Raw genomic sequence first — 15168 nt, 5'->3', positions numbered from 1 at the left:
TTGTCTCCGTAGTAGTGATGCTACGAAAATCTTACCGCAAAATCTGTAGCTTTACTACATTTCAGTCGCGCTGGATCTGGTGCTTTTTCAGCTTGTCGTACAGCGTTTTGCGGGGCAGGAGCAGGCGGTCGGCGGCCAGTGCCACATTATTATCGGCCGCTGCCAGGGCGCGCAGGATCAGGTCGCGCTCGAAAGCGTCGACTTGCTGCGGCAGGGAGGGCTGCTCGGCCTCCGTCCCCGCAGCGCCCGCGGCGGGAACGCCGGCCGCCATCACGACGCCGGCAGCCGACGCAGCGCCGGCGCTCATCGCGGCGCTGCCGGATGCTCCAGCGCCGGCGGCCCATTCCATGCCGGCACCCGTCGCGGCGCCCGCTGGCGACGAAATGCCCGCACCAGTGGCAAAAGCCGGGCCGGCAGTGCTGCCGGGCGTGGCTGGGGCGGCGACACCAGCCGGGATGCTGTGCGGCGCTGCGACCGGCGCAGTAGGTACCAGCCCAAGCGTCAGGCGTTCCGCGAAGTTGCGCAGTTCACGCACATTGCCCGGCCAATCCGCAGCTTGCCACGCAGCCATCTGCTCCGGCGTCCACATCGGCATCGCCCGCTGGTAGCGCTGTGCTGCCTCGGCGACGAAGTGCGCCAGCAGCAGCGGAATATCCTCGCGCCGGTCGCGCAAGCGCGGCAAGTCGATGCTGATCACGCCGATCCGGTAATACAGGTCCTCGCGGAACAGGCCCTGCGCCGACAGCGCCAGCAAGTCGGCCTTGCTGGCGGCGACTACCCGGCAATCCAGCGCGACCGACTCGTTCCCGCCCAGCCGCTCAAGGCGTCGCTCCTGCAGCACGCGCAGGAGCTTGACCTGCAAGGCCATCGGCATGCTCTCGATCTCGTCGAGGAAAACCGTGCCGCCGTTGGCAAATTCCAGCTTCCCGATGCGCCGCTTTTGCGCGCCTGTGAAGGCCCCCGCTTCGTGGCCAAAGATCTCGCTCTCGAATACCGACTCCGGCAAGGCGCCGCAGTTGATCGCGACGAAATTCCCCTTGCGCCCGCTGGCCGCGTGAATCAGCCGTGCCATCACTTCCTTGCCGGTACCGGTCTGGCCATTGACCAGGATATCGACGCCGGTCGGCGCCACGTTGCGCACCACGACCTTCAGGTGTTCGATGGCCTCGGAGCGCCCGATAAGGTCCGGCATGTCGGGATGCTGCGCGCGCTCGGAACGCAGGCGGCGGTTTTCCAGCACCAGGTTGCGGCGCTCCTGGGCGCGCTTGACGGCATCCATCAGGCGTTCGGAGGCGAACGGCTTTTCAATGAAGTCGTAAGCGCCGGCGCGCATGGCTTCGACGGCCATGCTGACGTCGCCATGGCCGGTGACGACGATGACCGGCAGCTCGGCGTCCAGAGCGGCCACGCGCGCCAGCAAGTCCAGGCCTGAAAGCCCCGGCAGGCGCACGTCGGTCACCACCACGCCCGCGAAGTTCGCCAGCAACAACGGCAGTGCTTCCTCGGCGCTTGCGCAAGCCTGCACCGCAAAACCGCCCAGTTCCAGCGTTTGCGAGGTGGCCAGCCGCAGCGCGGCCTCGTCTTCAACCAATAGCGCCTTCATGGGGCGGCTCCTTCCTTGATAAGCGGTAAGCGTAACTCAAACTGCGCGCCGCCGCCGTCCAGGTTGCGGGCCGACAGGCGGCCGTTCATTGCCTGCGCGATCGACGAGGAAATCGCCAGCCCCAGGCCCAGCCCTTTCCCGGCAGGCTTGGTCGTGAAGAAGGGCTCGAACAGGTGCGCTGCCACTTCCTGCGGGATGCCTGGGCCGTTGTCGCTGATGCGTGCCACGCCGTCGCCGCCTTCACGCGACAGCACGACGGAGACGCGCGGCTGCGCGGTGCTCTCGACAGCATCGAGGGCATTGCGCAGCAGGTTGATCAGCACTTGTTCGATGCGCACCGTATCGCCCGCCACCATCAACGGTGCGGCGCCGGTATCGATCTCCATCGCCACGTTGCGGCGCTTGCTCTCGCTCTCCAGCAGGAAGGCCGAACTGCGCACGGCGCGCCCAAAATCCACCGGGCCGACGGTTTCGTCCTTGCGCGCGAAACCTTTCAGCTGGCTGATGATGGCGCCCATGCGCGCACTGGCATCGCCGATGTGGCCAAGGTTGCTGGCCGCCTGTTCCGGCTGGCCGCGCTCCAGGAAGGTGCGGGCGTTGTCGGCAAAGGCACGGATCGCTGCCAGGGGCTGGTTCAGTTCATGCGTCATGCCAGCCGCCATCTGACCCAGCATGGCCAGTTTGCCGGCCTGCACCAGTTCGTTTTGCGTCGTGCGCAGGATGCGGTTGGTTTCGCTCAGCTGCTGCGTGCGCTGGGCGATGCGCGACTCCAGTTCGCGGTCGAAGGCCAGGCGCTCCTCGCGCCGCCGGCGGCGCTGGTGCATGGCCCAATACGATACGCCGCCGCAGGCCAGCAGCAGGGCAGTTGCCAGCGCCCAGTTGATGCCGCTGCGGACCACGCGCAACTGGCTCGGGAAGATCATCAGCTGCCAGCCAAGCCGTCCCACCTCCTGCGTGACGCGCGGGCCGGGATTGCGGGCCAGCGGCGTGACGTCGCGGCCGATATATTGCTGCGTGCGGGCCAGTTCGGCCAGCGCGCTGGCCGGCAGCGGCTCCAGGCTGTGGTAGCGCCAATTCGGACGGTTGCTGAGGAAGATCACGCCATGGCGATCGGCCAGCAGGATCGGATCTTCGCTGCTGTTCCAGTTGCGTTCCAGTTCGGCGAGGCTGATCTTGACGGCGATTACGCCGTCGATCTCGCCGTGGCGGCGCACCGGCTGCGCGATGAAGTAGCCCGCTTCGCTGGTGCTGGTGCCGATGCCGTAGAAGCGGCCCGCATCGCCGCGCAGCGCGGCCTGGAAATACGGACGGTAGGAAAAATTCTTGCCGGCGAAGCCGCGCGGCTGGTCCCAGTTGCTGGCGCCCAGCGTGAGGCCGTTGCGGTCCATCAGGTACAGCGCACCGACCTTGGCTTGCTGCTGGATGGTTTGCAGCGTTTCGTTCAGCCGGGCGATCGCTTCAGGATCTTTCGGGTTGGCGAGGGCGTTGGTGAGGTCGGGTTGCTGCGCCAGGACGAAGGGAAGGGTTTCAAAGCGTTCCAGCACCGACTGCAGTTCCGGCGCCATGAGCTGCAGCTGGCGCTGGCCCTGCGCCAACTGTTCGTTGCCGGCACGATAGGCGCCGAGCAGGTAGGCGGCCACGATAATCGCGGCCGCCGGGGTTAACAGCAAGAGGAAAGGTTTGCGCATAAGCGCAATTCTAGTCCACCGCAGCCATGCGCAGTTCGTCGCTGTGGTGGCGCTGCTGTTCTTCCATCACCAGCGCGCCCAGTTCACGCTTCAAGGCATTGAAGTCGGCCGATGCGGGATCGCGCAGGCGCGACAGCTCCACGATCATGTCGCGCTTGACGGTGCCAGGGCGATAGGTCATGACCACGATCCGGTCGGCCAGGTAGATCGCTTCTTCGATACTGTGGGTAACGAAGATGATGGTCTTTTTCAGCTCCGACCAGATGCGCAGCAGCTCGTCCTGCAGGTTGCGGCGGGTCAGTGCATCCAGTGCGCCGAAAGGCTCGTCCATCAGCATGATCGGGGAGTCCAGTGCCAGCACGCGCGCAATCGCCACGCGTTGGCGCATGCCGCCCGACAGGTCTTTCGGATAGCGGTTGCGGAAGTCGGACAGCGACAGCATCTGCAGCAGCTGGTCCACGCGCTGCTTGATTTGCGCCTGCGCCATGCCTTTGACTTCCAGGCCGAAGGCGATGTTCTTTTCCACCGTCATCCATGGAAAGAGGGCGTATTCCTGGAACACCATGCCGCGCTCCGGGCCCGGGCCGGTGATCAACTGGCCGTCGGCGGTGATCTCGCCGCTCGACGGCAGCGAGAAGCCGGCGATGGCGTTCAGCAGGGTCGACTTGCCGCAGCCCGATGGGCCCAGCAGGCAGACGAACTGGCCTTGCGGGATCTGCAGGTTGATGTCGCGCAGCGCCACCACTTCGCGGTTGTCGGTCTTGAATACCTTGTTGACGCCCTTGACGTCGATATGGGTTGCGCTCATCTCAGTTCTCCAGGCCGCGGTGCCAGCGCAGCAGATGGTTATTCAGCTTGTTCATGCCAATGTCGATCGCCAGGCCAAGCAGGCCGATGCTGATCATGCCGGCGATGATCTTGTCCGACCAGAAGTACTCGCGTGCTTCGAGGATACGGAAGCCCAGGCCGTTGTTCACGGCGATCATCTCGGAAACGATCACCACAATGAAGGCGGTACCGATGCCGATGCGCACGCCGGACAGGATGTAAGGCACGGCTGCCGGCAGCATCACGCGCATGAACATGGTGCTTTGGCTGACGCCCAGGTTGCGGGCGGCGCGGATGTAAATGCCGTCCACGTGGCGCACGCCGGCGATGGTGTTCATCAGCACCGGGAAGAAGGCGCCCAGCGCAATCAGGAACACAGCTGGCGCGTTACCCAGCCCGAACCACAGGATCGCCAGCGGGATGTAGGCGATGGGCGGAATCGGACGCAGCACCTGCAGCAGGGGATTGAGCCAGTCGTACATCCGTTTGCTCGAGCCCATCACCAGGCCGAAAGGCAAGGCCAGGCCGGCGCCGACAGCGAAGCCGACCAGCACGCGGTACATGCTGCTGATGGTGTCGCCAATCAGCTCGCCGGACAGCGCCCAGGCGAACCAGGAGCTGGCAGCCGGGTCGTAAGGCTGCAGCGGCAGCAGGTATTCCACCCACTTGGTGACCACTGCCCATGGCGAGGGCAGCACTTGCGGGTTGATCCACTCCAGCGATGCGCTAGCCTGCCACAATGCGATCACCAGCACGGGCACCACGGAGCCCGCTGCGATCTGGCGCAAATTCAGTTTTGCCATGATGTGCCTCGCCTTACTTGATGTTCAGGCTCTTCTTGGCTTCGTCCAGCAGGTCCGTCTTGACCCACTCGGAAGCCACGGGCGCCTTGCGCATCTTGCCCACGCCGGTCTTGTTCATCACATCGGTGGTGACCTGGATGTGCTGCGGGGAGATGTCGTAGGTGTACGGCGAGTTGGCAATCGCGTCCTGGAAGTCGTCGGAAGTGATCTGGCCTTTGAAGATCACGTTGCGCACGTATTTTTCTGCGGTTGGCTTGTCGTCGATGAAGGTCTTGGTGGCCTGTACGAAGCAGTTCATGAACTTGGCGGCGGTAGCGCGGCGGGTCGAGTAGAACTTCTCGCTCATGACCATGGTGCGGACTGGTTCGCCGATCGGGGTGTCATACGGCTTCATGACTTCCACGCCAAAGCCCTTGTTGATGGCTTGCGAGGATTGCGGTTCGGATTGCATGATCGCGTCCAGGTTCTTGCCGAGCAGGGCCTGGTTCAGGTCCGCGAAGGCCAGGAACACCAGTTGCACGTCCTTGCCCGGCTGGTCGGAGAAGGTCAGTCCGGCTTGCGCCAGTTCGGCAGCCAGCAGCACTTCGTGGATGCCGCCACGGGTCACGCCGACTTTCTTGCCCTTCAAATCCTTGATCGCCTTGATGCCGCTGTCGGGGCGCGCGACCAGGCGCGCGCCACCTTTGGCGAAACCGGCGACGACATAGATCGGGGCGCCATTGGCGCGGCCCTGGATGGCGGCCTCCGATGCGGTGGCGCCGACATCGAGCTCGCCTGCCAGGATCGCCTGCATCACGTCAGGACCCTTGGCGAAGACGTGTTCTTCGACCTTGATGCCGCACTTCGGTGCGATTTCCTTGATGTACGAGACGGCGCCGTAGTGGGCGAATTTCAGGTTGCCGAGGCGGACAACTTCCTGGGCGTTGGCGGCGGAAGCGAATGCTGCGGCCACGAAGAGGGATGCGAGTTTAAGCTTGGTCATGCTGGTCTCCTGGATAAGGGGTGTTTTGACCAGCTAATAGCAGCTTCCGTGCCAGAAAATTGGAATTCGGCAAGTGCTTGATTTTATTGGTGCGCAGCCCTTGGCGGCTGGCGCGGGCCCGCTGTGGCGTGGCGGAATTCCGGAATTCCATCCGCGCCTTGTGCGGATTTTCGCCAATGCTTAGTCGGCGTACTGCTTCAGGTACTTCGCCGTCAGCCGTTCATGTTCACCCTGGCGGATATCGGCCAGTGCCTTCCAGGCCTCGGTGACCAGCTCAGGATATTTTTGCTGGAACTGGTGGCTGAACTGCAAGTAGTAATCCTTGCTGGCCAGCGGCGGGGAGACTTTGACAATGCGCGCGAACACGGGATTCTTGCGCAGCACGTAGTCGCCCACGTCGCTCAACTGCGCCAAGCCGTCGGCACGGCCGGCCAGCAGCATGCGGAAGGCGTCCTCGGAGCTGCTGATTTCGTTCACCTGGATATCCATCTTGCGCAGGTCGTCAACGATGGCGTAGCCGCGCATGGCGACCAGCCTTGGTGGAAACGAGAAGCGCTTGCCATCCCAATGGAGCGGTGAATCGATCAGGCGGTACAGGCTGTACGTCTTGGTGTCGATCCGAAAGCGCCTGTCGTCCTTGCCATCGCGCATCGGGTAGACGCCCATCTTCGTTCGCTCTGGCTTGAAGCTGCTGGAGAACACGGCATCCACGGCGCCGGCCTCAAGTTCCGCCAGGCAGCGTGCCCATGGTTTGCGCGAAAATTGAATCTTCAGGCGAGGCACGCGGGAAGGCAGCATTGCCACCATTTCTACTGCGACTCCCGGATTATCAGGAATTGCCGTGCCGGCGCCGGTATGGTCGTAAGTATCCTTATCCTCGAAGGCTACGCGCAGTTCGACCACCTGTGCGTGGGCGAGGGAGGCCGTCATGGCCAGGCATAGAACCAGGGCGCGCAGGATGCTCATCCGTATCAGCCGGTAAAAGTCCACCATCCTTCAATTTGTAGCAGACAGCATACAAGGCAAAGAGACTGCTGGCTAGTACGGCGCTGCGCTGCGCCCCTTTGCTCATGCCTTTTGCGGTTCGGGCGCAGAGCCGTAGCAGACCTGCGGTTCCGTATCCTTGCGGTAGAAATCCACCATCTTGTAGCGCATCGCGTAAAGGGCGAAGCAGCCGGCCACCAGTGCCGCGAAGACGGCGAAGAAGTACATCTGGAAGGCCATCACCGAGAAGCCGGTGGTCTTGATGTAGGCGGACACGGCGTCGTTCTTCACGCCCGCGTTCACAATCAGCACCCACAGGTTGCCCACGGTGATCGCCAGGTACCACAGTGCCATGATCACACCCTTCATCGAGGAGGGCGCCTGCGAATACGCGAACTCCAGGCCCGTTGCGGACACCAGTACTTCGCCAAAGGTCAGCAATGCATAAGGCAGGATCTGCCAGGCCATTGACACCGGCGAGCCGCCATCCATCAGCACCTGCAGCGTGCCGATCACCACCCAGGCCAGTGCGGCGAAGAATATGCCGGCGCCCATCCGGCGCAGCGGCGTCGGTTCGATGCCCAGCTTGCGCAGCAGCGGGAACAGCGCGATGTTATTAAATGGAATCAGCAGCATGACCAGCAGCGGATTTAGCGCCTGCATCTGCGCCGGCACAAAGCTGAAGGACCAGCCCAGCAGTTCATAGGTCGGGTGCACCATATCGTTCGCCTGAACGATCCAGGTTGACGCTTTCTGGTCGAACAGGGAGTGGAACGGGGTCACCAGGGCGAACACGATGAAAATGCGCAGCACGGCGCGCACGCCGTCCACCGCTTCATCGCTATGCTTGCCGCGTGCGCGCTCGAGCTGCATCGAGGTCCCGATGCCGCCGAAAGAGATCAGCAGCACCAGCGCTGTGCAGGCCGCGATCACGAAGCCCCAGGATGGGGTCATCGCCAGCGACACCAGCGCGGCAATGACGCCAATGACCGCGACGGTCAAGCCGGGACGGGACTGGCCCGGTGCAGCCGACATCAGCGCGGTGCGGGTGACACGTGAAAACGATTCGCTGCTTGGCTCCGACGGCGGCACGTGGACATACTTCCTGCGGCCGGCCCAGAACACCAGGGTGGCGACGAACATCAGGATGCCGGGGATGCCGAACGCGACGGCCGGGCCGAAGTCCTTCAGGAAGATCGGCATCAGCAGGGACGCAAAGAAGGAGCCGAAGTTGATGCTCCAGTAAAAGGCGTCAAATACCACCTTGGCTTTCTTCTTGTTGGTCTGGTCGAACTGGTCGCCGACGAAGGAGACTACCAGCGGCTTGATGCCGCCCGAGCCGAAGGCAATCAGGAACAGGCCAAAGTAGAAGCCATTCAGGTTGCTCTCGAAAAGCGCCAGGCAGGCGTGCCCTGCGCAGTAGATCAGCGAGAACCAGAATACCGTATTGTATTTGCCGAAGAAGCGGTCCGACAGCCAGCCGCCCAGCAGCGGGAAGAAGTACACGCCGATCACGAAGGTGTGGAACACATGCTTCGCTTCTCCGGCGCGATGCTCGGAAGGGATGAACAGCAGCAGGGTGCTGATCAGGAACGGCACCAGGATGTTGCGCATGCCGTAAAAACTGAAACGCTCGCAAGCCTCGTTGGTGATGATGTACGGGATTTGCCGGGGCATTGGCCCGTTACCCTGTTCCAGTTCTTGCGTCGACATGAGGTCTCCCGATTTCAAATAATGGGCGCGATGCTATGCGAACGCATCTGTGTTGGCAACTACAGGTTTCACTTACATGTAGTTTAACTACGAGAAAAATTGTAAGTCATTGATTTTTAAGGATTCATAGTATTTGAACTTCCCGCAGTCATCATGTATATTATCTACATAACTGTTTTTGACTCGGGATGAGGAATATGAGCACACCTTGGTGGAAAGAAGCAATCATTTATCAGGTTTATCCGCGCAGTTACCTGGACACCAACGGTGACGGCATCGGCGACCTGAATGGCATTACCGATCGCCTCGACTACATCGCCAAGCTGGGCGTGGACATCATCTGGATCTCGCCGTTCTTCAAATCCCCGATGCGCGATTTCGGCTACGACGTGGCCGACTACTGCGATGTGGACCCGATGTTCGGCACACTGGCCGACTTCGACCGCATGATCGCCAAGGCCCACAGCCTGGGCCTGAAGATCATGATCGACCAGGTCATGTCGCACACTTCCGAAGACCATCCATGGTTCAAGGAGAGCCGTTCCTCGCGCGACAATCCCAAGTCCGACTGGTATGTCTGGGCCGATCCGCTGCCGGACGGTAACCCGCCCAACAACTGGCTGTCCGTGTTCGGCGGCTCGTCGTGGCAGTGGGACTCGCGCCGCAAGCAGTATTACATGCACAATTTCCTGGTCAGCCAGCCGGACCTGAACTTCCATAATCCGGAAGTGCAACAGGCCCACCTCGACGCGCTGCGCTTCTGGCTGAAGCGCGGCGTCGACGGCGTGCGCATGGATGCCTGCAACTTCCACTTCCACGACCGCCAGTTGCGCAGCAACCCGCCGGCCCTGGTGCGCGACACTTCCACCGTGAGCGACGCCAACCCCTACGGCATGCAGGCGCACATCCACGACAAGAGCCAGCCGGAAAACGTGGCCTTCCTGGAAAAGCTGCGCCTGCTGCTGGACGAATACGGCGCGGTGGCGATCGGCGAAGTGGGCGCCGACGATTCGCTGGCCGTGATGGCCGAATACACCGCCGGCGGCAACAAGCTGCACATGGCTTACAGCTTCAACCTGCTGACTGCCGACAGCAGCGCAGGCCATATCCGCAAGCAGGTGGAAGACTTCAAGGCGCGCGTCAAGGACGGCCAGCCATCCTGGTCGGTCGGCAATCACGACGCCGTGCGCGTGGTGACGCGCTGGAACGGCATGAGCAACCAGGCAGCTTTCGCCAAGCTGGTGCTGGCCATGCAGCTGTCGCTGAAAGGCACGCCTTGCCTGTACCAGGGCGATGAGCTGGCGTTCAGCGAAGCCGATGTACCGTACGAGTTGATCCAGGACCCTTACGGCAAGACTTTCTGGCCCGAGTTCAAGGGGCGCGACGGTTGCCGCACCCCGATTGCCTGGACCACTGGCGCGCACGGCGGTTTCACTTCAGGCACACCGTGGCTGCCGGTGGCGGAGGAGCACAGGGCCATCGCCGCCTCGGTGCAGGAAGAAGACCCGGATTCGCCGCTGAACTTCGCGCGCCGAATGATCGCCTGGCGCAAGACCATGCCGCAGCTGACGCGCGGCGACATCGTGTTCTACGACGCGCCGGAGCCGGTGCTGGCACTGCGGCGCGACCTGGAAGGGCAGCGCAGCGTGCTGGCGCTGTTTAACCTCGGCGCGGCGCCGGTCAATTTCGCGCTGCCGGCAGCCAAGGGGGCGCAAAAGCTGGAGCAGCCGGGCCTTCCGGGCGAAGTGGCCGGCGAAGAGGTCCAGTTGCCAGGCTACGGCGCCTGGTTTGGCTACGTAGTATAAATATAAGAGGCCCCGTCTACGCACGGGGCCTTGTTTTTCGGGTATCCTCCCGCCTTTAAGGCGTTATCTAATACTTAAAAGACAATGAAACAGATAGAGGCAGACCCAAAAGCTAACCGATCCGCTTTTGCGGACGGCCCCCGCCTGCTGGCTGACATCGGCGCCACTCATGCGCGCCTGGCGCTGCAAACCGCACCTGGCGAGTTCCAGGCAGTGCGGGTGCTGCAGTGCGACGACTTCACCGGCATCGTCCCGCTATTGCGCAACTACCTGGCGGATCACGGCGACATCAACCTCAATCACGGCGCGCTGGCGCTGGCCAACCCGGTGCATGGCGATTACATCCGCATGACCAACCGCGATTGGCAGTTCTCCACCGACGAAGTGCGGCGTGAACTGGGCCTGCATACCCTGTTGGTGGTGAACGACTTCACGGCGCTGGCGATGGCGATCCCAGGCTTCAAGGCGGAAGACCTGATGCAGGTTGGCGGCGGCTCGCCGGCGCAGAACTCGGTGATCGGCGTGCTCGGCCCCGGTACTGGCCTGGGCTGCTCTGGCGTGATCCCGACCACCGACGGTTTCGTGACCCTTGGTTCTGAAGGCGGCCATACCAACTTTGCGCCGGCCGACGAACGTGAATACGCGATCCTGCAATACGCCTGGCAGACCTGGCCGCACGTGTCGAACGAACGCCTGATTTCCGGCCCCGGCATGGAAATCATCTACCGTGCGCTGGCGCGCCGCAACGGCCTAAGCGTGCGCGACCTGACCTCGCAGCAGATCATCGCCGGCGCGCTGAAAGACAGGAATGCGCTCTGCCTCGAAGTGCTGGAATGCTTCTGCGCCATGCTGGGCGGCGCCGCAGCCAACCTGGCGGTGACGCTCGGTTCGTTTGGCGGCATCTTCATCGGCGGCGGCATCGTGCCTCGCATGGGCGAATGGTTCAAGGAGTCGCCGTTCCGCAGCCGCTTCGAAGCCAAGGGCCGTTTCTCGTCCTACCTGGCCGACATTCCGACGTATGTCATCACCACGCCGAACCCGGCGTTCTACGGCGTCGCCACGATCTTGTCCGAACACCTGCGCGGCCGCACCGGCGCCAACACCCTGATGGAACGCGTGCAGTCGCTGAAGTCGGAATTGACCCCGGCCGAACAGCGCGTTGCGCAACTGGTGATCGAGCAACCGCGCCTGGTGCTGAACGAACCGATCGCCGACATTGCACGGCTGGCGGAAGTATCGCAGCCGACCGTGATCCGCTTCTGCCGCTCGCTGGGCTTCCAGGGCCTGGCCGACTTCAAGCTGAAGTTTGCGTCCAGCCTGACCGGCGCCATTCCGGTGCGTCACAGCCAGGTGCGCGTATCCGACAGCACGCACGACCTGAGCGCCAAGGTGATCGACAATACCGTCTCCGCGATCCTGAAGTTCCGCGACCAGATGGACGTGCACTCGCTGGACCGCGCGATCGAGCTGCTGTCCAAGGCCAAGAAGGTCGAGTTCTACGCCATGGGCAACTCGCGCGTGGTAGCCCTGGATGGCCAGCACAAGTTCTTCCGCTTCCGCATTCCGACCGCCGCCTACGGCGACTCCCACCTGTTCAAGCTTGCGTCCGAACTGTTGAAGCCGGGGGACGTGGTGATCGCGATTTCCAATTCCGGCAAGCTGCCGGAGCTGGTTGAAGCGGTGGAATCAGCCCGCAACGCCGGGGCCGACGTCATCGCCATCACCAGCAGCCAATCGCCGCTGGCCAAGAAGGCTACGGTTTGCCTGGCGGTCGACCACACGGAAGACAGCAGCGCCTTCCTGTCGATGATTTCGCGCATCCTGCAGCTGCTGCTGATCGACATCCTGTCAGTCGGCATCTCGCTGGACGAGCAAAACGCCGAACTGGTGCTGGAGCACAAAGCCAACGGCGTGGTGCAGGAAAGCCGCCGCCTGCAAATCTCCCACCTTGATAATTGAAAGTCGGGGTCAGGTCTGGCAATCCGCCATTTTGGCGGATTGCCAGACCTGACCCCGACTTTCAAAATAGATCTCGCATCTGGAAGTAGAGCATGCCCAAGACCAGCGCCGGCGTGCGCAGCAGCGTGCCGCCGGGGAAGGGGGCGTGCTTGATGCGCGCGAAGATGTCGAAGCGCTCGGCCTGTCCTGCAATCGCTTCCGCCACCAGCAGGCCGGCCATGCCGGTGAAGGCCAAGCCGTGGCCTGAGAAGCCTTGCATGTAATAGATGTTGTGGCCGATCCGCCCCAGGTCCGGGGCGCGGTTCATGCTGATGTCGATGAAGCCGCCCCACGCGTAATCGATGCCCACGTCCGCCAGTTGCGGAAACACGGCGACCATGCGGCGCCGGATGCGTTCGACCAGGTTGGCCGGCGTCTTGGCGCTGTAGCTGTCGCCGGCGCCGAACAGCAGCCGGTGGTCGGCGCTGAAGCGGAAGTAATCCAGTACGAAATTGGTGTCCGACACGGCACTGCGGCGCGGCAGCAGGCTGTCTGCATGTTCCTTGCTGAGTGCTTCAGTGGCGACGATATACGTCCCCACCGGCATGATGCGCGCACTCACCTGCGGCACCAGGTTGCCATACTCGGCGAGATAGACGTTCGCGCCCAGCACAACAAAGCGCGCGGCCACCTGTCCCTGGGCGGTGTGCACAAGCGGCGTATTGCCGCGCTCCAGCAGGAATACCGGGGAATCCTCGAAGACGCGCACGCCGGCTGCCATCGCCGCGCGACCAAGACCCAGCGTGTACTTGAGCGGATGCACATGCCCGCCGCCCATGTCGGCCACGCCGGCATGGAAGCGCGGGCTGTCGATCCATCGGCCGATCTCGTGCGGCGAAATCCAGTGCAGCGGATAAGCGTAGGCTTTTTCCACATGCCGCCCCCAGGCTTCCAGCGCGCGCATCTTGCCCGGCTTGACGGCCAGGCTGAGTGCGCCGGGCTTGTAGTCGCAATCGATGCCGTACTTGTCGATGCGCTTGCGCAGCAGCTGCACGCCTGCCACCGAGGCGTCCCATGCGCGGCGCGCATCCTCGCGCGGCAACTGGCGCTCGATGGCGGACTCGCCGTCGTTGCCGAAGCCGGGCAATACCTGCCCGCCATTGCGGCCCGACGCGCCCCAGCCCAGGCGCTGCGCTTCCAGCAAGACCACGGAATAGCCGCGTTCCGCCAGCTCCAGTGCGGCGGACAGCCCGGCCAGGCCGCCGCCAATCACGCAGACGTCCGCGCTGGTGCTGCCTGCCAACGGGGGCAGGGCAGCGGCGCGCTGCACGCTCGCCTCATAGTATGAGTTCTCGATGACGCCCAGTTCTTTGCGCAGCAGCGTGCCCATATCAGGTGACGCGGAAGTTCAGGAACTGCCAGGGATCCTCCAGGTCGCGCGGCTCGTCGAACAGGCCGCTGCGCTCCTTGAGGGGCGTCCAGTCGCCATATACGCCAACCAGCTCGCCCAGGTAGGGCGCGGCGATTTCCATGACCAGCTGGTCGTCGATGTCGTCCGGCTCCACCACGCCGCTATCGGGATTGCGCAGGGCCCACGCCATGCCGCCCAGGATGCCCGCCACCACCTGCATCGAAGTCGCCGAGTTATGCGGCGCCAGTTCGCGCGCCTGTTCGATGCCCAGGCGCGAACCGAACCAGTAGGCGCCTTTCGAATTACCCATCAGGAGCACGCCCAGTTCGTCCATCCCGCTTTCGATTTCCTTGCCGATGATGCGCTGTTCGCTTTGCTGCTGCCAGTTCTTGCCGGCCACTTCGTGCAGCGACAGCACTGCGTCGTCGCAGGGATGGTAGGCATAGTGTACGGTAGGGCGGTATACCACTTCATTGTTTTCTCGCAGCGTCAGGTGGTCGGCGATCGAAATCGACTCGGCGTGCGTGACGAGGAAGCCGTGATAAGGCCCCTCGAGCGGCGTCCAGCTTCGCACGCGCGTGGCAATGCCGGGGCGCTTCAGATAAATGGCGGCGTCGCTGCCGTAGCCGTGGCGGGCGGCATCGGCCGGCCAATGCTTCTCATGGCTTCCCCAGCCCAGCTCCGCCGGCTGCAAGCCCTCGCTGACGAAGCCGTCCACCGACCAGGTGTTGACGAATTCGTCGCGCGCCTTGCGGCGGCTGGAGACTTGCGTGTCGCGTTCGGCGATGTGGATTACTTTGATATCCAGCTGGTGCGCCAGCCTGGCCCAGTCTTCGTAGCAGTCGGGACGCGCCACTTCGAGGCGCTGGTCGCGCGCCATATTCATCAGCGCCTGTTTGACGAGCACGGAGGCCAGGCCCGGATTGGCGCCTTGCGTCACCACGGCTGTCGCGCCGTGGCGCTTGTCGAGGCGGAAGGCCAGCACTGCCTCGCGCAGCGCGTAGTTCGAACGCTGCGACAACGATAGCTCTTCGTCATCGTAAAACCCCTTCCATGGTTCCGTGCATGTGTCGAGATAAAGGACGCCGCGCCGCCAGCAATAGCGGATCAGGTCCAGGCTCGACACGTCGACCGAAAGGTTTAGCAGGAAGTCGCCCTTGCGCAGCAGGGGATCGAGGATACTCTCGAGACTCCCCTCCTGCAGCGGCGTAGCCTGGTAGTCGATGCCATATTCCTCGGCGACGCCGCTCTTGTCCGGGCCGCGCGACACGACGGTGAGCTGGGACGGCTCCAGCCCGAAATGCCGAAACAGCAAGGGCACCACGGCCTGGCCGATGCTGCCGAAGCCGAGCATGAGCAGGCGCCCTGGCAATACGCCGTGTTGTTTATGGTTTTCCATCCTATCTCCCCTAA

11 protein-coding genes are annotated in these 15168 nt (G+C 63.2%); 2 read left to right on the top strand and 9 right to left on the bottom strand.

The window, feature by feature from the left end; translation table 11 throughout:
* Positions 1-61: 61 nt before the first annotated feature.
* The 7 genes from ACN9MU_RS26280 to ACN9MU_RS26250 form a co-directional block, all read right to left on the bottom strand.
* Positions 62-1603 (bottom strand): sigma-54-dependent transcriptional regulator, encoded by a 1542-nt coding sequence (locus tag ACN9MU_RS26280; protein WP_426343636.1) that lies wholly within the window; start codon positions 1601-1603, stop codon positions 62-64.
* Positions 1600-3291, bottom strand: a complete 1692-nt coding sequence (locus tag ACN9MU_RS26275; protein WP_426164165.1) for a sensor histidine kinase — start codon at positions 3289-3291, stop codon at positions 1600-1602. Before ACN9MU_RS26275 ends, ACN9MU_RS26280 begins: the two co-directional genes overlap by 4 nt.
* Positions 3292-3301: 10 nt before the next feature.
* Positions 3302-4099 (bottom strand): ABC transporter ATP-binding protein, encoded by a 798-nt coding sequence (locus ACN9MU_RS26270; protein WP_426319060.1) that lies wholly within the window; start codon positions 4097-4099, stop codon positions 3302-3304.
* A gap of 1 nt (position 4100) precedes the next feature.
* On the bottom strand, positions 4101-4922 hold the full coding sequence (locus ACN9MU_RS26265; RefSeq protein WP_426319059.1) for an ABC transporter permease: 822 nt from the start codon (positions 4920-4922) through the stop codon (positions 4101-4103).
* A gap of 13 nt (positions 4923-4935) precedes the next feature.
* Positions 4936-5904 carry an ABC transporter substrate-binding protein gene (locus tag ACN9MU_RS26260; RefSeq protein ID WP_426164159.1) on the bottom strand — a complete coding sequence of 323 codons (969 nt, stop codon included), beginning with the start codon at positions 5902-5904 and terminating at the stop codon, positions 4936-4938.
* Positions 5905-6084: 180 nt separating this feature from the next.
* On the bottom strand, positions 6085-6870 hold the full coding sequence (locus tag ACN9MU_RS26255) for a substrate-binding periplasmic protein (RefSeq protein ID WP_426319058.1): 786 nt from the start codon (positions 6868-6870) through the stop codon (positions 6085-6087).
* A 102-nt stretch (positions 6871-6972) separates the two neighbouring features.
* The gene (locus tag ACN9MU_RS26250; RefSeq protein WP_426164154.1) at positions 6973-8601 is read right to left on the bottom strand and encodes an oligopeptide:H+ symporter; all 1629 of its coding nucleotides are present in this window, start codon (positions 8599-8601) and stop codon (positions 6973-6975) included.
* 197 nt (positions 8602-8798) lie between these two features.
* On the opposite strand from ACN9MU_RS26250, the gene ACN9MU_RS26245 reads away from it, so the two are divergent.
* Positions 8799-10406, top strand: coding sequence for an alpha-amylase family glycosyl hydrolase (locus tag ACN9MU_RS26245; protein ID WP_426336334.1), 1608 nt, complete (start codon positions 8799-8801; stop codon positions 10404-10406).
* 84 nt (positions 10407-10490) lie between these two features.
* Positions 10491-12365, top strand: coding sequence for a glucokinase (locus ACN9MU_RS26240; protein ID WP_426319056.1), 1875 nt, complete (start codon positions 10491-10493; stop codon positions 12363-12365).
* A 61-nt stretch (positions 12366-12426) separates the two neighbouring features.
* Here the strand turns inward: ACN9MU_RS26240 and ACN9MU_RS26235 are convergent, their stop codons facing one another.
* Complete coding sequence (locus ACN9MU_RS26235; protein ID WP_426343635.1) at positions 12427-13734, bottom strand: NAD(P)/FAD-dependent oxidoreductase; 1308 nt, start codon at positions 13732-13734, stop codon at positions 12427-12429.
* A gap of 1 nt (position 13735) precedes the next feature.
* Positions 13736-15154: a homospermidine synthase gene (locus ACN9MU_RS26230; protein ID WP_426343634.1), complete on the bottom strand. Its 1419-nt coding sequence runs from the start codon at positions 15152-15154 to the stop codon at positions 13736-13738.
* Between the last annotated feature and the right edge of the window lie 14 nt (positions 15155-15168).

This window comes from Pseudoduganella sp. R-32, assembly GCF_049913245.1.
Taxonomy (GTDB): Bacteria; Pseudomonadota; Gammaproteobacteria; order Burkholderiales; family Burkholderiaceae_D; genus Rugamonas.
The sequence above is the reverse complement of the archived record's forward strand: the minus strand, read 5'-3'. Positions and strand labels throughout refer to the sequence as shown.